Here is a 24,428-nt window from a genome sequence, read left to right on the forward strand (position 1 = left end):
CTGATCAGCTAAAGATGGTGAAGATGTTGAAACAGCAGCTTGTTGCTTTTCATCAGAAAGAGGATGAGGAACTGATGGAGGAGCACCTTCAATCATTTGACTTCCCAGAGGTGAAACAATTGGAGAAACAGAAGCTGAAGATTTTTGACTCAAGTTTCTGTGGTTTTCTCTTGGACGTGGCAATCTAATAGCATGCGCTTGTGGTGTTATAATCGTTGAAAGAGAAGAAACCTGTTGTTTTTGACTTAAATGCTGCGGAATTCTGCTTCTGCGTGGCGCATTATCCATGTAAACTGCAGTCAAATACCAAATTTTTCCCTCTTCATTCTCAATATTTTTGTGTTTTAAGCCATAAGTATAAGTTCCCCCATCAACCATTATAGTTTTTGCACCAGAAAAACTTTGTAGAGTAAAAGATGCGCCGCCACTTTGATCAAAAATTAAATCAAGTCTTGCTGAAGAAGGATCAACAATTTCAATACCAGAATCTACGACACTTATTGTGTGAAAACCACTCCCATTCTCAATAAAGAGGTAATCACCTTTTTCTTCTGCAAGACTAACATTAAAGTCAAAATGTAGACTCCCTGCTAGATTATCAATATAAAGCTGAGAGTAATATAAATCATCTTCAAAAGAGGTAAAAATAACTTTTCCTACACCGCTTAACTGCTGAATTCGTGTACTTTTGTCGTCAAACCCACAAGCAACAGAGTATAATTGAGCGTCTTCTCCATTTAATTCAATGTTTTCTACTATAGTTTGTTGACCATTATCTCCAGCATAAAGATGGAGTCCCCCCAAATCCTGAACTTTTATTTCTCCTCCTAATATTGCACCAGGAGAAACCCATGAATTGGCATTACCTTCAATCGTTAGATTCTTCACAACTCCACCCGCATAGATTTCTTGAACACCACCAGTGCGTAAAATGACTGTATTTGCTTCACCTCCTGCTAAAACACGCTGCATACCCTCTGAAAAGACTTCAGTATTTATGGCTAAACCGCCGGCTTTTTCTGCAAAGTTATCATCATCAGGAAACCATTTAGCAAGAGTTTGTATTCCTCCACTCATCACTTTTGTTCCCACAGCCATCCCATCATCGTATACGTTCTGCTGTCCCAGTGTGTCACCTTGACCATAAATTGTAGTATCATAAACACTGCTCCCAACAATCCCACCGTTCACGTACCCATCTCCGAAAACAAGCTGCTCCCCACCATAAATTTCAGCTCTCAATGCAGATCCTCCTCCCTCCACTTTTTGTTTTCCACCCTCGTAAATAATCGTAGATTCTGAAATCCCTTGTTCCCCTATAATCTCAGCACCACCATTTTCAATTGTCGTATTCTTACTGAAACCACCAGCTTGAACATAAAGTCTTCCTGATCCCTGAATTGTATTATTAATAGACTTCTTAAGAACACCTTGCTCTCCATCATCAGAGACATAAACTACATTATTATCACCGAGCAAAGAGCTTTGTAGAATTCCTCCTCCTTCGCCAATGCTGTAAGCAATTACATCAGAGATACTAAAATCTTTTGACAATATCATATTTTCTTCTTTTTCAGGAAGCTTATCTATAGGTGACTCCGCATGAGGAGAAGGAATTACAGGAGCAGAAGTTGTTTGTGACGCAGCCAAAGACCAAGTCTTTCCCCCATTATCATCTTTTGTCTTTAAGCCATACATGTAGGCTCCACCATCAATCGTACTCGTCTCTGCACCAGAAAAATCTGTCAGAGTAAAATGCGTATTTCCGCTTTGATCATGAATTAAATCAAGCTCCAAAACTAAATTCTGATCTTCTAGAAGAGAATTGGTAATTTCAACACCAGAATCGATAACGCTTATGGTGTGATTACCTGATCCTTTTTTGATCAGAAGATAATCACCGCGCTGTTCTGCAAAATTAGTATGCAACTTAAAATGTAAACTCCCTGAAAGATCTTTGATCTCAAGTTTAGAGTAATGTGGATTAAACACGGTAGAAGTAAAAATAACACTGCCATCACCACTCAGGTTCTCAATCAAAGAGCTTTCACCATCCATCTTGGAAGAAATCGCGTACAATTTTGTATCTCTGCCATTTAACACAATTTTTTCTACTTCAGTACGAGATTGCTCTGCACCAGCATAAAGATAAATTCGTCCAAAATCATTAACCGTTGTCTTTCCTTCCAATGTTGCGCCACCATGTAACCACGATTGTGCTTGATCCTTAATGGTTAAATCTTTTACATAACCTCCTAAATCTATTGCCTGAAAAGCAGTCCCTTCTAAAAGAACGCCAATCGCGATTCCTCCCGCTAAAACGTGTTGCTGTCCACCAGAAAAGACCTTCGTATCAAATGCAAAACTACTATAATGGTCTAAATCTTCTTCCACATAAAGATTTTGTACCCCTCCTTCCATGATCTGTGTGTTAAAAACCTCTCCATCATCATACACATTCTGATATCCTCGCACTCCATTCTCACCAGAAACGACAGTGTCATAGGCGCTACTCCTTACCATCTCCCCTTTGATATCAGACTTTCCTGAAACAAACTGCTCACCACCGTAAATTTTAGCCCCTTCAACTTTTCCCCCATCTTTAACCTTTTGTTTTCCCCCTTTCTTAACTGTACTATCCTGTGAAAGACCCTGTGTTCTAACAAGCTCAGTGCCGCCTCTTTGAATTGTTGTATACAAGCTAAAACCACCGTGATAAACGGAGATCTTTCCACCGTCTTTAACTGTATTACTAATCGAAGTTTCTCCAGTGCTTTCAACTTTCTCAACGTTACTATCAAAGCTAGGATCAGCAATCGTAACAATCATCCCCTTTTCAATTGTGCGTTCTGTGAGATCCTTCGATAATGAAGCTATAGCAAATGGTTGCAAGCTAAAATCAGAAAATAAAGAGGTATTTGTCTCATCAAGAGCATAATTCGCATCTAAATACCAAATTTTACCAGCCCCCTTATTGTTTCTATGTTTCAAACTATACCGATAGGTTCCGGCATCAATAGCTTTGATTTTTTCACCAAAAGTGTTTGCCAGAATAAAATGAGCATTTCCACTGCGATCAGAAATTAAATTAAGCCTTTTGTGGGAAGGGGGGGTGACCTCCCCCCCAGAATCAATAATACTTACTGTATGAGAACCTAAACCACTTTCTTTAATGACAAGATAATCACTAAGATGCTTGGCAAAGTTGACATTAAAATCAAAATGTAAAGAACCTGATAGATCATCAATATTAAGCTGAGAATAATGCTTATTAGTCCCTAAAAACGTAAAAATAACTCTGCCACTTCCAGTTAAATTCTGGATATTAACCTGAGATTTTTTGCCATTATCTTCAACAGCAATAATGTATAGCTTGGTATCTTCTCCATTTAAATTAAGACTTTCTACTTCCGTAACAGCTTCACCATTCCCAGTATAAAGATAGAGGTTGCTAAAATCATTAACATTTGTATCCTTATCTAATATTGCACCAGCAAAAGCCCATGACCTTGCTTGATGATTAATGGTTAGATTATCCACGTATCCAGAATCATATATATTCTGAATAGCTCTATCGTATAAAGTGACTTCACTCGCATTCCCTCCTGCAAAGATATTCTGCATACCATTTTTAAAAAGTTCGGTACTCAGTGCAAAAGCCCCTTCATTAATTGTAAAATCTTCATCTTCTGTATCGGCTGTATCAGCATCTTCTGAGAAGCTATTATGAAAATTCTCTTTACCATCAAGATTCTGGACACCACCTTTCATAATCTTTGTGTCAACAGCCATCCCCCCACTATAGACACTTTGTATTCCTAACATTCCATCTGCCGCATAAATTTCAGTGCTATAAGCACTACTTTCCTTATCTTTACGCGACAAACCATCCCCAAGGATCCCCTTACCAAAAATAATCTGCTCACCACCATAGATTTTAGCTCCCTCAGCATTTGCACCACTCTCAACAATTTGTTTACCCCCTTTTTTAACAGTGGCATATTCCGAACTGCTCAGATTTTGGACAAATTCAATACCACCACTCTCAATTGTCGTATCCCTGCTAACACTTGCTGCATCAATGTAGAGTTTTCCACCTTCTTGAACCGTATTATTGATGGAATATCCGGCATCTTCATAGTTAAAGCTATTTATTTCAAAACCTTCAGAGTCACGTTTAGTAATATAGACAATAGCACCATCGCTTATTATTGAATTTGTGAGAACTTCAAAGAATAGGTTTTCTAATTCCTTCCTTTCCTCTTCTGAAGACTTACTTCCTTCTACTGTCTGTTTATTCTCTATCCTTTTTGATCCCCCTTTTTTTTCTTCTACCCCCCTCACTTTTGATAACGATGTTCTTGTCTCTTCTAGATGTTCACTGATATCTACTGGTGTTAATAACTTTTCTTTTGGTGTCGCTACTCCATCTGCACTCGCAATCTTGACAAAAAAAACACTGGTCATTAATGCACAAAAACTTAATTTCAATTTGCGTTGCATTATTCACACTCCATCATTCCAAATTAAATCCCCCATTTAGAAAAAAGTGCACAGACCAAAACAACACAGTGTTGCTCACCCTCATGTCTTTTAAGATAACGAAGCATTCGATGAATTAAGCTCTGACAGATCAAATATACACCATGTGTTTTAAAATATATGCACAACCAAAAGATTTAATTCGTTTTTAGATACGCTTAAAAAGTGTTATAATTACATCTATGAAAATATTTTTGAGACAATAAACACTGATCTACCAATAAGGCTGATCCCTCAAGAGATAAAAACAGCATTAAACTTTAAAGGAAACAGCAATATGAATGAGAACAGCGTTTATGGCTACGTATTTCCATCTTCTACAGAATTTAAAGCAATGCCTTTATGCTATTCAATTTATATAATTTATAGAACACTTCATTCATGCTCATCAGTCTATACTCATTGTTCTAATATAGAGGAAACGTCATAATATTGACTCGACACTGATTTGAAATTTTTATAACTATAGTTAGTTAATTCGTCATTTGATTTGTCATACACTGAAAGGGACATTCTATTCATGTCTACAAACTTAGAAATGCAAGATAAAAACAACAGAAATTCCCCTCGTCGCATTTTGTTTGCAAGCCTTATTGGCCCAACAGTTGAATTCTTTGATTTCTATGTCTTTGGCACTGCCGCAGCTCTCATATTTCCTCATGTGTTTTTTCCAACACAAAATGATCAGGTTGCCATTTTACAATCTTTCCTGATCTTTGGAGCAGCCTTTTTTGCTCGCCCCTTTGGATCAGTTGTTTTTGGACATTTTGGAGATAAAATTGGAAGAAAAGCAACACTTATCGCTTCTCTTCTCACCATGGGACTTTCAACAGTCATTATTGGTTTTCTTCCTACTTATGAAATGGCTGGGTGGTTTGCCCCTTTCCTGTTAACCTTATGCCGTATTGGACAGGGAATGGGATTAGGAGGAGAATGGGGAGGCGCTGTTTTGCTCGCAACAGAAAATGCCCCTCCAGAAAAGCGCGGCTGGTATGCGATGTTCCCCCAATTGGGCGTTTCAATCGGTTTGTTTTTATCTATTGCTGTTTATTTGGGTCTGCTGCATTTCCTTGATCGCGCTGAACTTTTAGCTTGGGGATGGCGCATTCCTTTTATTGCTTCAGTTGTTTTTATGATTATAGGATTATGGGTTCGTCTTTCAATCAATGAAACTGTGCAATTCAAAAAAACTCTTGAAAGTAAAGAACATGTCAAAGTGCCTATCATAGATGTCTTTTTAAAATGTCCACGAATCCTATTTCTTGGAATATTTTCTGGTATGGCAACTTTTGTTTTATTTTACTTGGTCACGACATATTTGTTAAGCTATTCAACAAACCATTTGCAATTGCCATTTCATCAAGCTCTTCAAGTCGAAATTATCGGTGCTGTTTTCTGTGGAATTTTTACTGTCATCACTGGGAAACTCGCTGATCGTATTAGACGTAGAACTTTGATGATTTGGATTACAATCATCACCGGTATGTATTCTTTCGCAATTCCTTATTTCTTAAATTCTGGAGTTATGGGAGTCCTTGCAATGTCTGTCATTGGCTTATCTCTCATGGGAATGATATACAGTCCTCTTGGTGCTGTTTTGGCTTCACCATACCCAACAGCAATTCGTTATACTGGTTCTTCTATCACTTTCAATTTATCTGCTATTGTAGGAGCATCTCTTGCACCTTATATTGCAGAATATCTGGTACAACATTTCGATACGTCTTATCTCGGCTACTATTTGCTTTTTGCTTCTTTTATTTCACTGATTTGCTTCGTCGGATTTACAGAGGATGAAATATCCAACTAAAATATAATAACGAAGAATAAAATAAAAACTGGCAGCGAAAATGCTGCCAGTTTCATTTTTAAAGGCATGGGTTGAGGTATCTTCCACCACAATATTCCCGCAAACAATGCACTCAAAAAGAAAAATAAAAAATCCGCAACATTGCTTATATAAGCAACAGTAAATATTTCTGATAAGATATGCGTTGTCCCCAACCACGAAACGCAAAAAAAAGCCAACATCACACCCCATAAAACAAGCAAAATTCGATCAATCATCATCATAGCGTTTCATTTTTTTAATTATAGTCCATATATTTAGCATGCCTAAAAGAAAAACCACAATAAAAACCCAACGCCCTCCCCCTGATCCTTGCGCAATAAAAAGTGCTGGATTTACTATTCCTACCACTCCTATAAAAATCAGAACAACAGATACGAAACGCATTAAATTTGTTTTTCCCAACGATGATCTTCAGTCTGTTGCCAATACGTTAAATTATGATTTTCCATTTTATATTTTTTCCACTGTGCACGAACGAGATTCAACTGCTCCTCACTTTCACCATCAAATATCACGACAAGCCGTTGATAAGCATCAATATCCGAACAAATAGCGCCCTCTATGAGAAAACGAATCTTTGAATCATTCGGATTTTCTTGTCCTGTCGTAAGAAATACAGGCTGAAAGTTTGAATATTGATCACACTCAGTTCCATGTCCAATAAATGATTCATCTGCATAAACCCATAAATGTGTATCCATAAAATCGCGTTGTTCTTTACTCACACATTGTATTGTTACTTTTCCAAAACGAGCCAATGCACGCTCCACAAGCGTCGGCAAAATATCTTTCAGCGTTGACTGCGTCAAATGATAGAATAAAATGTCCAACCTCTTAAGCCCTCATCATTCTTTATAAAAAAGCTAACGTCTTTAAAAAACTTCTATGTCCCTAATACAAAGGAAACGGTTCAAGATATAAACCTGTTTTTCGATTAAGACGCATTATCTTTTTGCACATGTTTTTAAAAGACAAAAAATTGTTATTTACACATTAATAAGAAAGTTTTTAAGCTATCTCCTAGATTCTAGGTAGACTATAGTTGAAAATAAAATATAATATATGGAAAAATAGAGAAAACTTAATAGACGATTTTATATTATTTATTTGGTAAAAATGTGCAGTTCATGGAAGGTTTTTTTTAATTTTATTACATTTTAACCGAAAGCAGTGTAAAATATTTACTATCGAATTAAAGACTGAGGGTGTTCTCCAAGTTTATGCGTATTATTGAGTTCTACATCCTGAAACGTGTCTTTGTTTTATTTAGCTCTGTCATGATTGCAGCAGTGGGTGTTAGTTGGACAGTACAAATTCTTACACGAATAAACTTTCTTACAACAAGTAAACAAACACTCCTCACAGTCTTACAATTTTCACTCTCATTGGTTCCTTCTGTTGTTTTTCTGGTTATTCCATTTGCATTAGTAATCGCAATTACAACTATCCTTTCAGCAATGAATCAAGACTCTGAACTTGCTGTTATCAATGCCTCTGGTTTTCCTAAAAGTACTGTTTGGAAACCTATTCTTCTTCTTGCTATTGTTGCATCCTGTATCTCCTTTTCTATAGCCAATTTTGTTGTTCCTCAAGCACGTCTTCAGATGCGACAAATGCTAGCAAGTGCCCATTTTGATCTTATTAGTCTTTTCATCAGTGAAGGGAGCTTTCAAAAACTTGCTAATAACCTTTACATAGAAATTGGCGAACGGAATCCAAACGGAACCTTTGAACGTCTTTTCATTGCCGACCAGCGTGATCCTAAGACTGACCTTTTTTATTATGCAACAAAAGCATCAATTGTAAGCAATCAAAATGGTCGTTTTTTAATCCTCAATAACGGTGAAATAGAAAGAGTCAATCATCAAAATAACAGCGTTTCAATCGTTCAATTTAGCTCATATACCTTTAGCCTAGGGGAGTTTATCCCCAGTGATAAAACACCTACTCTTTATCCAAAAGATCGGTCTCTTTCTTATTTACAAAACCCTGACCCAAAAGATCCCTACTATCAACGAAAACCGCTCCAATATAGAGCTGAGTTTCACCGCAGACTAACACAATGGCTCTACCCAATCGTTTTTTCACTTATTGCATTAGCAGCGGCAGGAAATGTATGCTCACATCGACAAGCACGTCTTTACGCAAATTTCTCGGCCATTGCCCTTTCTTTGGTGGTATATTGGATAGGATATTTTTTCGCCGAAAAAGCAAAGAATGATCCTGCATACGTTCCGCTCCTTTATATTACACCCATAGGAATAAGTATATTTGTCTTTTTTATGCTTTTAACGAATCATAAAATTGGACTTCCCACAAAAGTTAATGAGATACTTCAAATCGTTTTTCAAAAAGTAATGAATAAATTTGAACATCCACAATCTCAAGATTCCTCGGATAAAATATCATGATTGGGTGGACACTTGGACGATATTTTTTTATACGTTACCTTAAAATAACTTGTTATTTCTGGGGGAGCATTTTTGTTCTTGCTCTTTTAATCGATTTTACAGAAAATTCCGGTAAGCTATCCTCCCTTCCGCATTATACAGCAAAAAATGCATTTCTTCTCTCTGTTTTACGTATCCCTTTTATCATGCAACAACTTATCCCTTTTATTGCACTCTTTTCTGCGATGGCAACGCTTATCTCGCTTAACAAAAAACTTGAACTTGTGGTAACTCGTTCAATCGGTGTTTCTGCATGGCAATTTCTTATGCCAGCTTGTTTGGGAGCTTTGCTTTTGGGATTATTTTCAATTCTTCTCATTAATCCACTTGCAGCATGGGGATTTTCTCAATCAGAAAAAATGATAACTGAATGGCGCAATAATAATATACTAACACCTCTTCATAATACACGTATTCACTGGTTAACCCAGCGTACAAATTTAGGCAGAACAACCATTGGTGCTAAATTTATCACTGATCAAGGACTTTCTCTTCTCGATGCAACCTTTGTACAATACAATGACAACGCAACTATAAAAAATTGGATTAACGCCCCAAAAGCAACATTAACCAATGGCGCTTGGCTATTAACAAATGGAACAATCTATAAAATAGGACATCCACCTGAAAAATTTACCGTATTGCAAATAAAAACCAATCTAAAACCTGAATTTTTGACGGAACGTTTAGTGAATCCTGCGACTATTTCATTTTACCAATTGCCCCAAAAAATTATGATTGCACGTTCATTTGGCTATTCTGCTCATAATTTTGATATGTATTTACAATCTTTGATCGCATTACCAGCATTGCTTGTGGCAATGACTCTCATTGCAGCAACTGTATCTTTAAATTTTACACGTTTTGGGCAATCTAGAACGTTGATTCTTGGTGGTGTCATAGCTGGGTTTATGCTTTATGTTATTTCCGTACTCATTCAGGCTTTTGGTAATGCTGGATATATTCCACCAGTTATCGCAGCTTGGACACCTGTTGTTATTGCTTTATTCTTGGGAATCTCTTTTTTACTTCATAAAGAGGATAGCTAAGTGAAAGCATTAACAGGTAAGAAAATCATTTTAACAAAATTAAGTGCTCTCGCTTTTAAAAGTGTTATGGGGATTATTTTAGGGGGAACTCTGGTTTATTATGCGCACGCTCAAAGCCTTATGTCCCCCTCTCAAAGTCGCATTCAAAATCCGGAAAGTCCTCTTTTGCTCTCTGCGGATGAACTCATCTACAATCGTGATGAAAACACTGTTTCTGCACAAGGGAACGTCCAAATCGAATATGATGGCAATAAAGTTACCGCTCAAAAAATCATTTACAATCAAAAAACAGGACGGCTTATAGCACAAGGGAATGTTGAAATTACTCAAAAAGATGGTAATAAAATTTATTCCAATCAAATTGATATGACCAAAGATCTTGGCCAGGGTTTTGTAAACGCCTTACGTATTGATACAGCCAATAATGTTCACTTTGCAGCCCAAAATGCTACACGTAAAAACAATCAAATAACAGTTTTTGAAAATGCAACTTATACAGCCTGTGAACCTTGCTCTTACAAACCAGATAGAGACGTCCTGTGGAAAATTAAAGCAAGAAAGATCATATGGAATAATAGCGTCAAAAAAATTCGGTTTGAAAATAGCAGTTTTGAAATTTTGGGCGTACCGATTATAAAATTTCCAAATTTTGAACTTTATGATCCAACGGTCAGACGTGCTAGCGGTCTGCTTACTCCTCATTTTTTTTATACCAATGATCTCGGCATGGGGATAAAGAATTCTTATTTCTGGAATCTCGCTCCTCATTACGATTTCACACTTTCTTCTACGGTTTATACCCAACAAGGGCTTTTAACCGAAGGGGAATGGCGTCAACGTTTTAAAACGGGCCGTTATAACATTCGCTTTGCTTATATATATCAAATGAAACCGCATAAATTTGATAATGATACAATTGATGCACAGTATAAAAATCGTTATATGCTGGCAACAAAAGGGGACTTTCGTATTAATTCACACTGGACTTATGGATGGGACGTTCTTGCACAATCAGATCGGCATTTTAGTCGTGCTTATAAACTTGAAAACTATAACAATCCTACACAACTTTCTCAGATCTATCTGAATGGTCTTGCAGGAAAAAACCATTTTGATATGCGTTTTTATCATTTTAAAGTTCAAGATTCGTTATTGAATGATTATCATTATGAACGTCACTCTCGGCAAGCATGGGTTCTACCACGCATCGATTATACTTTCACACCAGATGAACCCGTTTATAATGGAGAACTGACCTTCCATAGTAATATGCAATCAATTTATCGTCGTCATGCTGACTTCAATTCACCCGACCAGAACGGAAATCCTCTCAACATAGTAAGACTTTCTGGTATGGCTGGAAATAGTTTGCGTTTCACAAACGAGCTTCAGTGGAAAAAGCGCTTCAACACACACAATGGACTCATCTTAACCCCTCTTCTCTCTCTACGGGCTGATATCATTACAACCAATGTACGTGAAAATCATGATTCTTCTATAAAAAACACTGTGTTATCCGAAGTTCGTGGTTCAGCAATTCGTGGCATGGCAACAGCAGGGTTAGAACTACGCTATCCTTTCCTCATTACAGCTGATCATTCTAAACATATTATAGAACCAACCGCACAAATTTTTATACGCAATAATGAACAATATATCGGACAAATTCCTAACGAAGATGCTCAAAGCTTTGTATTTGATGCAACCACTCTCTTTCAACGGGATAAATTTTCTGGTTATGATCGTGTAGAAGGTGGCACAAGAGCCAATATAGGTCTAAGATACTCTGGAAGCTTTAATGACAATTGGTCTCTTTATGGTCTCATTGGACAATCCTTTCATCTGGCAGGAAAGAATTCTTTTGCAGAAAAAGACTTTGTTAATGTAGGCACTCATTCTAGCTTAGAGGCAAAACGTTCAGACTATGTTGCAATGTTTGGTGCGACTCATAAAAGTGGTTTTTCCTTAGAAACGCGTGGGCGCTTTGACAAAAAAACAGGAAAAATCCGCCGTAGTGAAATCGAAGCATCACAAAAATGGCAAAATTTTTGGACTTCTATAGAATATGCTTATATCGCAAGCCAACCATCTTATGAATATCCAAAAGAGCGCCAAGAAATTTCTTTTCAAACAGGACTTAAATTGGCAGATTATTGGTCCATTAATAGCAACGCCGGTTATGATTTAGTATCTGGTACATTTATAAAGCGAGGAATTAGCTTGAGTTATATGGATGAATGTTTCGGGCTAACATTTGGTTATCAACAGGTAACAGATCCAGGGAGAAAAACACCCTTGCAAAACTTCAATTTTTCTTTTTCACTGCGTACAATTGCAGATATCGGAAAAAAGATAGATTCAAATTTATAAAGAGAATGTATAAGTACTTTAACTTATCATTGTTTTTATGAAAGAAAACGTATATTTTAAGTTGTTGATGAGAATTAATAAACAATGCGAAAGCTTATTTATATGAATAAATTGAAAAAGCGTATTCTTGCTTTATTTTGTACTGCGTCTTTGAGCGCAAGCAGCCTGCTAATAAATGAATTTTTGATTCCAACGGTCTTTGCGCAGACTGCTATTGTTGTTACAGTTAATGGAAACCCCATCACAAATTATGACATACAAAGGCGCCTTGCTTTTCTGAGATTGCAACAAAAGCAAGGCAATTTGGTGGCACAAGCTAAAAAAGAGCTTATCGACGAAAAGCTGAAAGATATTGAAATAAAACGCCGCAATGTTGAAGTAAGCAATGATGAAGTTGATAAAGCTTTTGAAAATTTTGCAACACAAAATAATATGACTATTGATCAGCTCAACCAGATTCTGATCCAAAGTGATATCACTGTGCAACACTTTAAAGATTACATCCGTGGACAAATAGGATGGGGACGTCTTATTAACGCACGCTATCAATCTGAAACTGGTATGATTACTGAACAAGAAGCTGTACGCAGAATATTAAAAAATGGTGGTGTAAAACCTTCAACCAACGAATATACATTACAGAGAATTGTTTTTGTTATTCCTGCACATCGTCGTTCAGAAATCTTTGAAAGACGTCAAAGAGAAGCAAGCAATTTTCGCGCACATTTCCGTGGATGTGCAAATGCTCACAATCAAGCAAAAGGTATTTTAGACGTTACTATCCGTCACTTAGGAAAGTTTCTGGAGCCCCAACTCCCCAGTGCATGGGAACAAGCTATTCTTGCAACACCTGCTGGAAAAATGACAAAATTACAAGAAACATCCGATGGAATCGAAGCAATTGCTGTCTGCAAAATAAAGAGAGTTTCTGATGATTATGTCGCACGGCTGATCTTTGCTCTTCAAGATAGTAAAAAAAGAAGCCCGCAAAAACTTGAGGAATTAAGCGAGAAATATTTAGAAGAATTGCGGCGAGTGGCGCGTATTCAAAATTCATAATGGCTATTCTTGTTGTTAGCGGTGGTGATCCTGCCGGAATTGGTCCTGAAATAGCGCTAAAAGCATGGAATTTGCGTGTTAAGCGCCAAGTTCCGCCTTTTGTGCTTCTCGCTGATCCAGATGTGATTCGTTCGCGCGCTCGTTTTTTACAGATTGATGCTGAAATGGAATCTGTTTTAATCAGTAATCCCGTAAAAAACTTTCAAAACGCTCTTCCTATCATACCGTTAAAAAACAAACAAAGTAATCAATTAGGTATACCTTCATCGAATAATGCTGCTGGAATCATTGAAGCGATTAAACGCAGTGTTCAATTGATTCAAAGTGGCCATGCATGTGCACTGATCACTTGTCCTATTGCAAAAAAAAATCTTTATGATGCCGGTTTTCAATTTCCAGGTCATACAGAATTTTTAGCCGATTTGGCATATAAAGCTTTTCATAAATGTTATCATCCCGTTATGATGTTAGCAGGACCTCGATTAAAAACGGTACCAATTACTGTTCATATTCCATTCAAAGATGTTCCTTCACAGCTTACCCGTGATTTAATTATTCAAACGGTACTTACTACTGAATATGACTTAAAAACACGGTTTAAAATAACGTCACCCCGACTAGCTGTTGCTGGTCTTAATCCTCATGCTGGAGAAGAAGGAGCAATGGGAAAAGAAGATATTGAAGTTATCACTCCTGCTATTGAATATCTTAAAAAGAAAGGTCTCGATATTGCAGGCCCGCTGCCTGCCGACACAATGTTCCATGAATGCGCAAGAAAAGCATATGACGTTGCCATTTGTATGTATCATGATCAAGCCCTTATCCCTGTCAAAACATTAGACTTTGATACCACTGTTAATGTTACATTAGGTTTACCTTTTATTCGTACGTCTCCAGATCATGGGACTGCTTTTGACATTGCTGATAAAGGGATAGCCTCTCCCGAAAGCTTTATTGCTGCTCTTAAACTTGCAAATCAACTTGCAAAAAATAGTTTGAACCCATGCCAATAGATAATCTTCCTCCTCTGCGTGAGGTTATTGATATATATGGATTACAAGCACATAAATCTTTGGGGCAAAATTTCCTTTTTGATCTTAATTTAACCTCTAAAATTGCTCATCAAGCAGGAAATATAGAAGGAAAACCTGTTATTGAAATTGGGCCTGGTCCTGGAGGTCTCACACGTGCCTTGCTGGCAAAGGGTGCCATTGTAATAGCAATAGAACGTGATGAACGTTGTATACCGGCTCTCATAGAAATAGAAAAACACTATCCTCAAAAATTAAAACTTATTTGTAATGATGCACTGAAGCAAGATTTCTCAAAACTCTTTGAAACAAGCCTAGAAAAACCACGCATTATTGCAAACCTTCCCTATAATATTGGGACACAACTCTTATTAAATTGGCTTTTGTCTGAACCATGGCCTCCTTTTTATGAGTCAATGACATTGATGTTCCAACGTGAAGTTGCCAAACGGATTACGGCTCAACCTCAATCTGCTCACTATGGACGCCTTAGTGTCTTAGCTGGTTGGCGTACCGTTGCTAAAATTGCTTTTGATGTTCCTCCTCAAGCCTTTATACCAGCGCCCAAAGTAACCTCTTCCGTTGTTCATATTATTCCGCGCCCCCGACCTCTTGCCTGCTCTGCACAAAAACTAAGCCTCGTTACAAAAACTGCTTTTGGACAAAGACGAAAAATGCTTCGTCAAAATCTCAAAACACTTGGAGGTGAAGAGCTGTTAGAAAAAGCTGGAATTGATGGAAGACGCCGTGCTGAAACACTCTCTGTTTCTGAATTTGTAACTTTAGCGCATCTAGTGCTCTAAAAAATGCACTTTTTGTTTTGCATTCTTTTTTAAGAAAGGCATTTATCGATCTTTTCAGCAATAAGCCCATCAACAAAAGAGGCAAGATAAGAACAGCGCTCGCGTTTTGTGGTTTCAGCTAAATAAATCGACTTAATAAAAGATAAAGATTGATCTAAATCTTCGTTAATCACAACATAATCATAAGAATGCCAATGCTTCAATTCCGTTCGTGCATTTTCCAATCGTAAATTGATGATATCTTGACTATCTTCGGCTCGACGATGTAAACGCGAAACAAGCTCTTTCATTGATGGTGGAAGAATAAAAACAGATACAGTGTCTCCTAGCATTTTTTTTTGCAGCTGCTTGGTACCCTGATAATCAATATCAAATAGCATATCACGGCCGGTATTCAATGCTTTTTCAACAGTTTCACGTAAAGTGCCATAATAATTCCCGTGAACTTCTGCCCATTCAATCAATTCATCTCTATCACGCTTATATTCAAACTCTTCCTTTGAAATAAAGTGATAATGGAGTCCATCCACTTCACTGGGACGCCTCTTCCTTGTAGTTACACTTACGGAAAGCTCTAATTGTCCATCTTTTAGAAGTAATCGAGAAATTGTTGATTTACCAGCGCCTGAAGGTGAAGAGAGAATAAATAAAAAACCGCGGCGTTGATTTGTTTTTATGGCACTGAATTTACTTTCAAAGGCTGTCATCACACCACTCTACTTTGTTCATAAATTTTTCTTCAAAATTCAAATAATACATTACCTCAATGTTTCTCCCAACCAATGGTATTTGCTTTAGCAGATAGACCTCAATCTTATCCTGTTCTTCCATTAAAATAATTTATTAGCAGTATATTTACTTCTTTCTTAAATATTTTTATCCATATGCTAACCTCTCTTGTAGCATACAAGAAAATGATTTTTATAATTCTTATAAAAAATTTTACTATACTTTGGATTTTCATTTTACGATGCAAACAGATACATTATCATTATAAATTAATTTCTCGCCTTAAATTCTCGCCACTTACGAACATTCATATTATGTTCCTCTAAGGTTCGAGAAAAAACATGCCCACCTGAACCATCAGCAACAAAATAAAGTGCATCACTGCTTGGTGGATGTGCCACCGCTTTCAAAGAATCTCGACCTGGATTTGCAATAGCTGTTGGAGGCAAACCATTAATTTTATAAGTATTATAGGGTGTTTCCTTCTCAAGATCTGAACGATAAATTGCACGACCGGATGGTTTTCCTTTTCCTCCAAAGAGACCATAAATTACTGTTGGATCAGATTGAAGACGCATATGCTTTGTAAGGCGATTATAAAATACTGCAGCAACCATTGGTCTTTCTGCTGCAATTCCCGTTTCTTTCTCAACAATTGAGGCTAATATAACAAATTCATCAATCGATTTAATGGGTAAATCAGGTGAACGCGTAGCCCATATAGCATGAATTAATTTTGTCTGTCCTTCACGCAATCTGTTTACAATCTCTTTACGCGTTGTCCCCCGAATAAAGCGAACAGTATCCGTCATTAAATAGCCCTCTGGAGGCAAATTTTTTGGAAGGTCTCCAATCAAAATTTCATTCGCAGCTAATCGATCGAAAACTTGCTGAACCGTTAAACCTTCTGGTACGGTAAATGCATACTCAATGGATTTTCCTTTCACAAGAATATCCATAATATCCTGCATCGAAGCATGTGCCGGAATTAAATATTCTCCAGCCTTCAGGTGCGTTGTTTTTTGGTGATAACCGACCCCATAAACAAAAATATCCGATGATCGAATGAAACCACGTTTTTCTAACATTGAAGCAATTTCACGAATTCCTGTGCCCGGATGGATAAGAATGACTTGTTCTTCCTCAATTTTTCCCTTTTCTTCAAAAATACTTTTTCCAATATAAAGAGGAATACTTATGCCAAAAAGTATAACCACAATCAGCATGAGAAAAAAATGGCCGAGAACAACCAATGGATTACGTACGATAGATGATTTCTTTCGCTTTTTATGTGCTAACATGTCATGACTATCTGCTAAATGATTCGAAAAGGAATCACTTATGTCCTTTAGTGATTTTTCATTTTTCACGTCGGACATAAACCCTCAATAGCGATTAAATACAATATTATTACTTCTCATTCACCTTATAATAAAGTAAAAAACTCAGAATAAGAAATTAAATGAAAATACTTATTACCCTCTAAAACGTCGCATTACCAAAGATGCATTTGTTCCACCGAATCCAAAAGAATTGGAAAGAACCGTGTCAATCTTTCGTTCACGCGGTTTGTATGGGACAAGATCAATTTTCGTTTCAATCGATGGATTGTCAAGATTAAGTGTCGCTGGAGCTATATTATCTCGGATGGCTAAAACACAAAAAATAGCTTCAGCAGCACCGGCAGCACCAAGTAAATGCCCGATAGATGACTTCGTTGATGACATAGAAATTTGTGATGCATAATTCCCTAAAACACGTTCAACAGCTGCTAGCTCTATGGAATCTGCCATCGTTGATGTACCATGAGCATTAATATAATCAAGTTCATTCACATTCACTTGTGCACGCTTAAGAGCAGCCATCATACTACGCTGCGCACCTTCACCACTTTCTGAAGGCGCTGTAATGTGGTAAGCATCACCGGATAAACCATAGCCAATAACCTCAGCATAAATACGTGCCCCTCGTTTTTTTGCATGTTCTAGCTCCTCTAAAACAACAACCGCCGCACCTTCCCCCATCACAAAACCATCACGATCTGCATCATAAGGACGTGACGCTCGTTCAGGATCATCATTGCGACAAGTAGAAAGAGCTCTACAAGCAGAAAAACCTGCAAGGGATATCCGATTTATCGGAGATTCTGCTCCCCCTGCGACCATGACATCCGCATCACCGAACATAATCAAACGTGCTGCATCACCAATCGCATGGGCTCCTGTCGAACAAGCCGTTACAACCGAATGATTAGGACCACGTAAACCATATTGAATAGACACATAACCAGAAGCAAGATTAATCAAACGACCCGGAATAAAAAAAGGAGAAAGACGACGGGGACCTTTATCACGAAGCGTATAACCAGCTTCAACAATGCCCTCAATTCCCCCTATCCCCGAACCAATTAATACACCTGTACAAATCTGATCTTCATCACTCTTAGGAAACCATTCGGCATCCGTAAGCGCTTGGTTAGCAGCAGCCATTGCATAAACAATAAATGCATCAACCTTACGTTGCTCTTTAGGTTCCATATACAAATCAGCATTATAGGACCCCTCTTTTCCATCCCCTAAGGGGATACGCGCCGCAATCTGGCATGGCAAATCTGACACATCAAATTCAGTGATACGTCGAACACCACTTCTTCCTTCAAGAAGCCGTTTCCAACTATATTCAACATTACCGGCTAATGGAGATACCAATCCTAAACCAGTAACAACAACACGTCTCATAACTTCTAACCTTGCACTAAACTTCACCTCTTAAAGCTCTTTTTTCAAAAGAGCTTCGAAGAACACAGGCAAAAGCAATTTACGCCTTTGCCCTTTAGTCATCATGCAGAAGCTTTATCAATGAACTTGACTGCATCACCAACAGTGAAAATCGTTTCCGCAACTTCATCTGGGATTTCTACACCAAACTCTTCTTCAAAAGCCATAACGAGTTCAACCGTATCAAGGCTATCAGCCCCTAAATCATCGATAAAGCTTGCATTTTCTACGACTTTATCAGCATTAACCCCAAGATGTTCCACAATAATTTTCTTAACGCGCTCTACTGTATCACTCATGTTGAAATCCTCGAATTTATATTTTCCTATAATTTGGTTAACTATATCGGCTCATCTAATCAAGCAATAGATGCATTACTTTAAAAGATTTTAGCAATAATTTAAAACATCCTGTGGATATCCCCTACAAAATGAACCAATCTGACATTCCGACATCAATTGATCAACGACCATTTTAAAGAAATAGATATATCTTTCCATTTCAATCGCTACTATCTAAAATAATATAGCTTATAAATCAATGTGGAATACAAGAAAATACTTAAATCATTGCCATTCCACCATTGATATGGAGTGTTTGACCTGTCATATAGGCCGCTTCATCGCTCGCTAAATAAATAGCTGCAGCGGCTATTTCTTGTCCACTCCCCATACGCTTCATTGGAATCGCAGCCATGATATGTTCTTTTTGCTTTTCGTTAAGCTTATCTGTCATTGCAGATTTAATAAATCCTGGAGCAATACAATTGACAGTGATGTTTCGTGAAGCAATTTCTTGTGCTAATGCTTTAGTAAAACCTATCAAGCCTGCTTTTGCAGCACAATAATTTGTTTGTCCAGGATTTCCCACAACACCAACAATAGATGTGATGTTAATAATCCTGCCATAACGGCGACGCATCATAGAATGTGTTAATTCACGCGTCAAAAGAGAAGCAGCTGTTAGGTTAACTTCTAAAACATTATCCCAGTCTTTATCTTGCATACGCACAAAAAGACCATCTCTGGTGATTCCCGCATTGTTAACCAAAATATCGACACCATTCATTTCTCTTTCTGCAACTTCAGCCAACTGTTTAATCGATTGGCGTTCAGAAAGATTAGCGGGAAAGACAAAAACATTCTGTCCTAATTCTGCCGCCACTTCTCTAAGCTTCTCTTCACGTGTTCCATGAAGTCCAACAATGGCTCCTTGTGCATGGAAGCAACGTGCTATGGCCTCACCAATTCCTCCTGATGCCCCCGTTACAAGAGCCTTACGTCCTGTTAATTTAAACATTTTTAACTCCTACAGATTAAACGCCAAGCATTCCTAGCGCTGATTCTATTTCATCAACTGTTCCAATTGTTACCCCCTTTATATTTCTGTTAATACGACGCGTTAAACCTGTTAATACTTTTCCAGAACCAACTTCAAAAAGCGTATCAATCCCATTAGCAGCAATCCATTCTATTGTTTCACGCCATCGCACCCTCCCAGTCACTTGTTCAACAAGAAGAGTAGCAATACGTTCTGGATCACTTTCTGGGGCAACAGAAACATTGGCAATCAAGGGAACAATAGGGGGCATTTTGTTAACAGTCAAAAGCGCTTTCTTCATGGCATCAGCCGCAGGCTGCATTAAAGACGAATGAAAAGGTGCAGAAACCGGAAGAAGAAGTGCACGTTTTGCACCTTTTGTTGATGCAATCTTTACCGCTGTCTCAATTGCTTTTGCTTGACCTGAAATAACAATTTGCCCACCACCATTATCATTGGCAATCTGGCATAGCCCTTCTCCAGAAACATTCTGGCAAATTTCTTCCACAACTTGCTCTTCCAAACCGATAAGTGCTGCCATAGAACCTTCACCAACCGCAACAGCAGCCTGCATGGCATTGCCACGAATACGCAAAAGCCTTGCCGTATCTGTGAGACTAAACGTACCAACAGCACAAAGCGCTGAATATTCGCCTAAAGAATGACCGGCAACAAACTTTACTTTTTTTTCTATATGAAGCCCTAATTGTTCCATTACACGAATGACAGCTATGGATACAGCCATTAATGCTGGTTGTGCATTTGCTGTTAAGGTTAAAACATCTGCTGGTCCTTCAAAAATGATCTCTGATAATTTCTCACCCAGCGCATCATCAACTTCCTCGAAAACCATCCGCGCCGCAACAAATTGCTCTGTAAGCGCTTTCCCCATACCAACGATTTGGCTCCCCTGCCCTGGAAAAATAAAAGCTGCACCCATTAATCAACTCCTAAATTGTGCAATTAAATTATTTTCTTTTGACCTTATTCATCTGCACAAATCAAGACAAAGTCCTTTATTTAGAACGAATATCTCTCTTAAAATTATATTTTAAGGGCGGAATTTGATATAAAAACTTAGGAAAATAGGGTGCTATAAACTGAATAACACTCAAACTTATAAGACTTCCTAAAACTATACCTGCTAAAATATCAAAAGGATAATGTACACCCACAAAGATGCGCGCCCAACAGATTAAGAATAAAAACACCACAGCAAATCTAAAAGCCACTTTGTATCGGTAAAAATAAAAGTTAGCTGTATAAGATGCAATGGTCAAGGCATGATTACTAGGAAAAGAAGCTGTTGCACGATGTTGAATCAAGGGTGTTGTCAGCCCTACAACGAATGGGCGTGGATGAAAGTAAAAAAGAGAAATAAGATAGCCTATGAAAAGAGAAGTACAAATGCTCATGCAAATGCTTAGCACGACACATCGTTCCCTTTCTCTACCACAAAACCACAACGCAAAAAGATGAATAGGAATGATGTAAATTAAAAACTTTGCACAAAAAATACTAAACAAAACTAAAATCGACCAAGATTGATGATTGCCAACAAACATTTCAAAGAGTGAAACATCAATCTGGTTTAAAAAGTCCATTTTTCTCTCCTTATTTTTATAGTGTTACAGAACTATCTCTTTGTAGAAGAGGGAAATATATTGAAAATATATCAAGATTTAATAAATCAATTTTTTTATGTGCGTAAACTTGCTATTTTTAAAGATAACCTGTAGATATGGAGTGTTCGTTGCCGGACCTTTAGCTGGAGGTTGAACGGAGGGCTGTGAAATCAGTAGGAAATACAATGTTTCCGACCTCCCGTGTCTCTGCTCTGAGATGTCTCGAATTGTAAACGCGTCCTTTCTTCTTTGGATTTCCAAAAAAGACAAGTCGCAGAGGCTTTGCGCTAAAACCGGTGAAATTTAATTGAAGAAAGGCAAAACAATGGCTCTTTATGAACATATGTTCCTTGCCCGACAAGACATTGCACCGCAACAAGTTGATGAACTTTTGAGTCTCTACAAAGGTGTCATTGAAGCGCAGGGTGGAAAAGTTGGGCGTGTAGAAAATTGGGGACTTCGTCCTCTTGCTTACCGTATTCGAAAAAACCGTAAGGCTTATTATGTATTGGTTAATATTGATGCACCAGCTACAGCAATTGCTGAAATGGAGCGTCAGATGCGCATCAATGAGGATGTTTTGCGTTACATGACCATTCGTGTAGAAAAACATGAAAAAGAAAAATCTGCTATGCTCTCACATCTTGATCGCAATAGCCACATTGGTCATGATGAGGAGCGTTCTCGTTCCCCGCGTCGTCAACGTGAAAATGCTATAGAAGGGGTAGAATGATGACTGATACTAATCAAAACTCTGCACGTCGCCCCTTTCATCGCCGTCGCAAAACATGTCCTTTTTCAGGAATTAATGCACCAAAAATTGATTATAAAGATATCAAATTGTTACAACGTTATATCTCTGAACGTGGAAAAATTGTTCCTTCACGGATTACAGCTGTTAGTCAAAAAAGACAGCGTGAATTAGCTAACGCTATCAAACGCGCTCGTTTTTTGGGCTTGCTTCCATATGTTATAAAGTAAACTATCAATACATTCTAGCAACTGGAGAATCTCTCCGGTTGCTCTTCTTGTATGATTTAGAAAAATGGCTTATTGTGTATTAGATTGAGCTGTAAAATATCAAAGTTGGGGTATTGATATACCTCTAACTGCAGAAAGCAGGACAGCAATAAATGAAAAAAAATCGTACTTATAAGATATTAACCGGCGTTTTGGCGGGATTATTTGCTGTTGTTGTAGGAATGTCCATCATCAGCGTTGCAAATATCGCGCCCTCTTTTTCTCTTTTTCTTGGCTGCTTTCTCTCATTGCCAATTTTTATTGTTGCGTTCGGTCAAGGAACATTTGCCAGCTTTGTTGCCTTAATAAGTGCTACTGTTGTTCTTGTCGTAACCGCTGATATCTATATTGCTCTTGGTCTTATGTTGTTATCTTTTCTTCCTGCTGTTTATGCCTCTTGGCTTCTTGGACTTGCACGACCAGCGCAAAAAGAAAACACACTGATATGGTACCCATTATCATCCGTTATTTTTCATTTAACCAACTTTATTGCTCTGATAGTAACCTTCATTGGACTCTATGTAAAATCCCGTCCAGACACCCCTCTCATTGCAAAAACAATCACTGAAAATATCGTACAAACCCTACAACAATCGCAGTCATTAAAAGAAGTTAATATCCTTACTGTTAGTGATTTTTTAATGGCGCATGCTGCAACCTTAGCAGCTATCGCTCTGACAGTTTATAGTTTGATTTTTCTCATTGGTAATCTTTATTTTTCAATGATAATAGCCCAATATATGAAGTGGCTGAAAAGACCTCGCGATGATTGGAGCAAAATGCTTCGCCTTCCAATTTCTGGAATTGTCATTTTCATTGTTGTTTCCATCGCGTCAATGGTTGAATTAAGCACTTCTCTTAATTTGGGTACACGTGTCTTTAGCTCTGCTTATACTGTCATTATATCAATTAGCGGTCTAGCATATCTTCACAATATTACAAAAGGGGTAAACGGTCGTATTATTATACTTTCTCTTGTTTATATTGCTATTTTAACTGTTGTTTTTTCTCCACCTATTTCTTTCATGATGCTTTTGATGGGTATTTGGGCTGCTATTCAATACAACATTCAATCACGTAAAAAACTTCATTAAATTTATTTGTTCGAAAGGAAAAACTATGGATATTATTCTACTTGAGCGCATTCCTCGTCTTGGTCAGATGGGTGATATTGTCTCAGTGAAAGATGGTTATGCACGTAATTTTCTCTTGCCTCAAGGGAAAGCTTTACGCGCAAATGAAGCCAATAAAAAACATTTTGAGATACAACGTGCACAACTTGAAGCACGTAATCTTGAACGCAAAAGCGAAGCGCAAAAAATTGCTGAAAAACTTGATGGACAATCATTCATTGTTGTTCGTTCTGCTGGTGAAACAGGACAACTTTATGGTTCTGTGTCAACACGTGATATTGCTGAAATCATAACAGATGAAGGCTTTTCTATTGGAAGAAATCAAATAGAACTTAATCATCCAATAAAAATGATCGGTCTTCACACTATCACTCTTAGCTTACATCCAGAGGTTCAAATTTCTGTGATTATTAACGTTGCGCGTTCCACCAGTGAAGCACAACGCCAAGCAGAAGGTGAAACTCTCACTTCGGCTAAAGAAATATATAATATTCAAGAAGAATTATTAGAAGAAAGTCAGGAAGAATTATTGGCAGAGGAAATTAATGACAACGATATAAATAATCCTCATCAAGAAGCTTAATTACTATTTTTGCTCTCTGTTTTGTGTTTTTATTCCATTTAATATTGATCATAAAATACTCACTTCTTAAAACTGAGTATTTTAT

At 37.6% G+C, this 24,428-nt stretch carries 22 protein-coding genes; 11 read left to right on the top strand and 11 right to left on the bottom strand.

Annotated elements, in window-relative coordinates:
* The coding region (locus ACFIMQ_RS02060; RefSeq protein WP_375703294.1) for a pertactin-like passenger domain-containing protein at positions 1 to 4,503 on the bottom strand (4,503 nt) is incomplete at its 3' end.
* Positions 4,504 to 5,062: 559 nt separating this feature from the next.
* Between ACFIMQ_RS02060 and ACFIMQ_RS02065 the strand changes: the two genes are divergently transcribed.
* Positions 5,063 to 6,352: an MFS transporter gene (locus ACFIMQ_RS02065; protein WP_375616143.1), complete on the top strand. Its 1,290-nt coding sequence runs from the start codon at positions 5,063 to 5,065 to the stop codon at positions 6,350 to 6,352.
* On the opposite strand, the gene ACFIMQ_RS02070 is transcribed toward ACFIMQ_RS02065, so the two are convergent.
* The 3 genes from ACFIMQ_RS02070 to ACFIMQ_RS02080 are packed head-to-tail and all read right to left on the bottom strand — an operon-like array spanning position 6,349 to position 7,224.
* Positions 6,349 to 6,612 carry a hypothetical protein gene (locus tag ACFIMQ_RS02070; protein WP_375703381.1) on the bottom strand — a complete coding sequence of 88 codons (264 nt, stop codon included), beginning with the start codon at positions 6,610 to 6,612 and terminating at the stop codon, positions 6,349 to 6,351. The genes ACFIMQ_RS02065 and ACFIMQ_RS02070 overlap by 4 nt on opposite strands.
* Positions 6,602 to 6,778 (bottom strand): hypothetical protein, encoded by a 177-nt coding sequence (locus tag ACFIMQ_RS02075; RefSeq protein ID WP_375703295.1) that lies wholly within the window; start codon positions 6,776 to 6,778, stop codon positions 6,602 to 6,604. The genes ACFIMQ_RS02070 and ACFIMQ_RS02075 overlap by 11 nt, the downstream gene beginning before the upstream one ends.
* Entirely contained in the window at positions 6,778 to 7,224 is a 447-nt protein-coding gene (locus tag ACFIMQ_RS02080; RefSeq protein WP_375703296.1) for a DNA polymerase III subunit chi, read from the bottom strand. Before ACFIMQ_RS02080 ends, ACFIMQ_RS02075 begins: the two co-directional genes overlap by 1 nt.
* 390 nt (positions 7,225 to 7,614) lie before the next feature.
* On the opposite strand from ACFIMQ_RS02080, the gene lptF reads away from it, so the two are divergent.
* The 6 genes from lptF to rsmA all read left to right on the top strand — a co-directional run bounded on the left by lptF (position 7,615) and on the right by rsmA (position 15,156).
* Positions 7,615 to 8,805 carry an LPS export ABC transporter permease LptF gene (gene lptF / locus ACFIMQ_RS02085; protein WP_375703297.1) on the top strand — a complete coding sequence of 397 codons (1,191 nt, stop codon included), beginning with the start codon at positions 7,615 to 7,617 and terminating at the stop codon, positions 8,803 to 8,805.
* A complete protein-coding gene (gene lptG / locus ACFIMQ_RS02090) occupies positions 8,802 to 9,893 on the top strand; it encodes an LPS export ABC transporter permease LptG (RefSeq protein ID WP_375616140.1) in 1,092 nt (363 codons plus the stop codon). Before lptF ends, lptG begins: the two co-directional genes overlap by 4 nt.
* A complete protein-coding gene (locus ACFIMQ_RS02095; RefSeq protein ID WP_375703298.1) occupies positions 9,894 to 12,263 on the top strand; it encodes an LPS-assembly protein LptD in 2,370 nt (789 codons plus the stop codon).
* A gap of 102 nt (positions 12,264 to 12,365) precedes the next feature.
* Positions 12,366 to 13,322, top strand: coding sequence for a SurA N-terminal domain-containing protein (locus tag ACFIMQ_RS02100; RefSeq protein ID WP_375616138.1), 957 nt, complete (start codon positions 12,366 to 12,368; stop codon positions 13,320 to 13,322).
* Entirely contained in the window at positions 13,322 to 14,335 is a 1,014-nt protein-coding gene (gene pdxA / locus ACFIMQ_RS02105) for a 4-hydroxythreonine-4-phosphate dehydrogenase PdxA (RefSeq protein WP_375616137.1), read from the top strand. Before ACFIMQ_RS02100 ends, pdxA begins: the two co-directional genes overlap by 1 nt.
* Positions 14,326 to 15,156: a 16S rRNA (adenine(1518)-N(6)/adenine(1519)-N(6))-dimethyltransferase RsmA gene (gene rsmA / locus ACFIMQ_RS02110; RefSeq protein WP_375703299.1), complete on the top strand. Its 831-nt coding sequence runs from the start codon at positions 14,326 to 14,328 to the stop codon at positions 15,154 to 15,156. The genes pdxA and rsmA overlap by 10 nt, the downstream gene beginning before the upstream one ends.
* A 29-nt stretch (positions 15,157 to 15,185) precedes the next feature.
* Here the strand turns inward: rsmA and gmk are convergent, their stop codons facing one another.
* From gmk to ACFIMQ_RS02145, 7 genes are all read right to left on the bottom strand, one after another.
* The gene (gmk, locus tag ACFIMQ_RS02115; protein WP_375616135.1) at positions 15,186 to 15,863 is read right to left on the bottom strand and encodes a guanylate kinase; all 678 of its coding nucleotides are present in this window, start codon (positions 15,861 to 15,863) and stop codon (positions 15,186 to 15,188) included.
* A gap of 291 nt (positions 15,864 to 16,154) precedes the next feature.
* Entirely contained in the window at positions 16,155 to 17,264 is a 1,110-nt protein-coding gene (gene mltG, locus ACFIMQ_RS02120) for an endolytic transglycosylase MltG (protein ID WP_375703300.1), read from the bottom strand.
* A 96-nt stretch (positions 17,265 to 17,360) separates the two neighbouring features.
* Entirely contained in the window at positions 17,361 to 18,623 is a 1,263-nt protein-coding gene (gene fabF / locus ACFIMQ_RS02125; protein WP_375616133.1) for a beta-ketoacyl-ACP synthase II, read from the bottom strand.
* A 101-nt stretch (positions 18,624 to 18,724) separates the two neighbouring features.
* Positions 18,725 to 18,961, bottom strand: a complete 237-nt coding sequence (locus ACFIMQ_RS02130; protein ID WP_183193698.1) for an acyl carrier protein — start codon at positions 18,959 to 18,961, stop codon at positions 18,725 to 18,727.
* A gap of 262 nt (positions 18,962 to 19,223) precedes the next feature.
* A complete protein-coding gene (gene fabG / locus ACFIMQ_RS02135; RefSeq protein ID WP_375616132.1) occupies positions 19,224 to 19,961 on the bottom strand; it encodes a 3-oxoacyl-[acyl-carrier-protein] reductase in 738 nt (245 codons plus the stop codon).
* Positions 19,962 to 19,977: 16 nt separating this feature from the next.
* Positions 19,978 to 20,922, bottom strand: a complete 945-nt coding sequence (gene fabD / locus ACFIMQ_RS02140) for an ACP S-malonyltransferase (RefSeq protein WP_375616131.1) — start codon at positions 20,920 to 20,922, stop codon at positions 19,978 to 19,980.
* Positions 20,923 to 20,998: 76 nt separating this feature from the next.
* Positions 20,999 to 21,586: an undecaprenyl-diphosphatase gene (locus ACFIMQ_RS02145; protein ID WP_375616130.1), complete on the bottom strand. Its 588-nt coding sequence runs from the start codon at positions 21,584 to 21,586 to the stop codon at positions 20,999 to 21,001.
* A 346-nt stretch (positions 21,587 to 21,932) separates the two neighbouring features.
* Here ACFIMQ_RS02145 and rpsF point away from each other — a divergent pair, with 346 nt between their 5' ends.
* From rpsF to rplI, 4 genes are all read left to right on the top strand, one after another.
* Positions 21,933 to 22,340 carry a 30S ribosomal protein S6 gene (rpsF, locus tag ACFIMQ_RS02150; RefSeq protein ID WP_375606290.1) on the top strand — a complete coding sequence of 136 codons (408 nt, stop codon included), beginning with the start codon at positions 21,933 to 21,935 and terminating at the stop codon, positions 22,338 to 22,340.
* A complete protein-coding gene (gene rpsR, locus ACFIMQ_RS02155; protein WP_375607832.1) occupies positions 22,340 to 22,588 on the top strand; it encodes a 30S ribosomal protein S18 in 249 nt (82 codons plus the stop codon). The genes rpsF and rpsR overlap by 1 nt, the downstream gene beginning before the upstream one ends.
* A gap of 152 nt (positions 22,589 to 22,740) precedes the next feature.
* The gene (locus ACFIMQ_RS02160) at positions 22,741 to 23,721 is read left to right on the top strand and encodes a hypothetical protein (RefSeq protein WP_375616129.1); all 981 of its coding nucleotides are present in this window, start codon (positions 22,741 to 22,743) and stop codon (positions 23,719 to 23,721) included.
* Positions 23,722 to 23,746: 25 nt separating this feature from the next.
* Positions 23,747 to 24,343 (top strand): 50S ribosomal protein L9, encoded by a 597-nt coding sequence (rplI, locus tag ACFIMQ_RS02165; protein ID WP_375616128.1) that lies wholly within the window; start codon positions 23,747 to 23,749, stop codon positions 24,341 to 24,343.
* Positions 24,344 to 24,428: the final 85 nt, after the last annotated feature.

Origin of the sequence: Bartonella sp. AD13SXNS (assembly GCF_042196465.1) — a bacterium.
Classification (GTDB): domain Bacteria; phylum Pseudomonadota; class Alphaproteobacteria; order Rhizobiales; family Rhizobiaceae; genus Bartonella.

What these genes read in the sequence shown, in the direction of transcription:
- ACFIMQ_RS02065 (WP_375616143.1), top strand. Translation starts at nt 5,063, where the DNA reads ATGTCTACAAACTTAGAAATGCAAGATAAAAACAACAGAAATTCCCCT.
- ACFIMQ_RS02070 (WP_375703381.1), bottom strand. Translation starts at nt 6,612, where the DNA reads ATGATGATTGATCGAATTTTGCTTGTTTTATGGGGTGTGATGTTGGCT.
- ACFIMQ_RS02075 (WP_375703295.1), bottom strand. Translation starts at nt 6,778, where the DNA reads ATGCGTTTCGTATCTGTTGTTCTGATTTTTATAGGAGTGGTAGGAATA.
- lptF (WP_375703297.1), top strand. Translation starts at nt 7,615, where the DNA reads ATGCGTATTATTGAGTTCTACATCCTGAAACGTGTCTTTGTTTTATTT.
- lptG (WP_375616140.1), top strand. Translation starts at nt 8,802, where the DNA reads ATGATTGGGTGGACACTTGGACGATATTTTTTTATACGTTACCTTAAA.
- ACFIMQ_RS02100 (WP_375616138.1), top strand. Translation starts at nt 12,366, where the DNA reads ATGAATAAATTGAAAAAGCGTATTCTTGCTTTATTTTGTACTGCGTCT.
- pdxA (WP_375616137.1), top strand. Translation starts at nt 13,322, where the DNA reads ATGGCTATTCTTGTTGTTAGCGGTGGTGATCCTGCCGGAATTGGTCCT.
- rsmA (WP_375703299.1), top strand. Translation starts at nt 14,326, where the DNA reads ATGCCAATAGATAATCTTCCTCCTCTGCGTGAGGTTATTGATATATAT.
- gmk (WP_375616135.1), bottom strand. Translation starts at nt 15,863, where the DNA reads ATGACAGCCTTTGAAAGTAAATTCAGTGCCATAAAAACAAATCAACGC.
- mltG (WP_375703300.1), bottom strand. Translation starts at nt 17,264, where the DNA reads ATGTCCGACGTGAAAAATGAAAAATCACTAAAGGACATAAGTGATTCC.
- fabF (WP_375616133.1), bottom strand. Translation starts at nt 18,623, where the DNA reads ATGAGACGTGTTGTTGTTACTGGTTTAGGATTGGTATCTCCATTAGCC.
- ACFIMQ_RS02130 (WP_183193698.1), bottom strand. Translation starts at nt 18,961, where the DNA reads ATGAGTGATACAGTAGAGCGCGTTAAGAAAATTATTGTGGAACATCTT.
- fabG (WP_375616132.1), bottom strand. Translation starts at nt 19,961, where the DNA reads ATGTTTAAATTAACAGGACGTAAGGCTCTTGTAACGGGGGCATCAGGA.
- fabD (WP_375616131.1), bottom strand. Translation starts at nt 20,922, where the DNA reads ATGGGTGCAGCTTTTATTTTTCCAGGGCAGGGGAGCCAAATCGTTGGT.
- ACFIMQ_RS02145 (WP_375616130.1), bottom strand. Translation starts at nt 21,586, where the DNA reads ATGGACTTTTTAAACCAGATTGATGTTTCACTCTTTGAAATGTTTGTT.
- rpsF (WP_375606290.1), top strand. Translation starts at nt 21,933, where the DNA reads ATGGCTCTTTATGAACATATGTTCCTTGCCCGACAAGACATTGCACCG.
- rpsR (WP_375607832.1), top strand. Translation starts at nt 22,340, where the DNA reads ATGACTGATACTAATCAAAACTCTGCACGTCGCCCCTTTCATCGCCGT.
- ACFIMQ_RS02160 (WP_375616129.1), top strand. Translation starts at nt 22,741, where the DNA reads ATGAAAAAAAATCGTACTTATAAGATATTAACCGGCGTTTTGGCGGGA.
- rplI (WP_375616128.1), top strand. Translation starts at nt 23,747, where the DNA reads ATGGATATTATTCTACTTGAGCGCATTCCTCGTCTTGGTCAGATGGGT.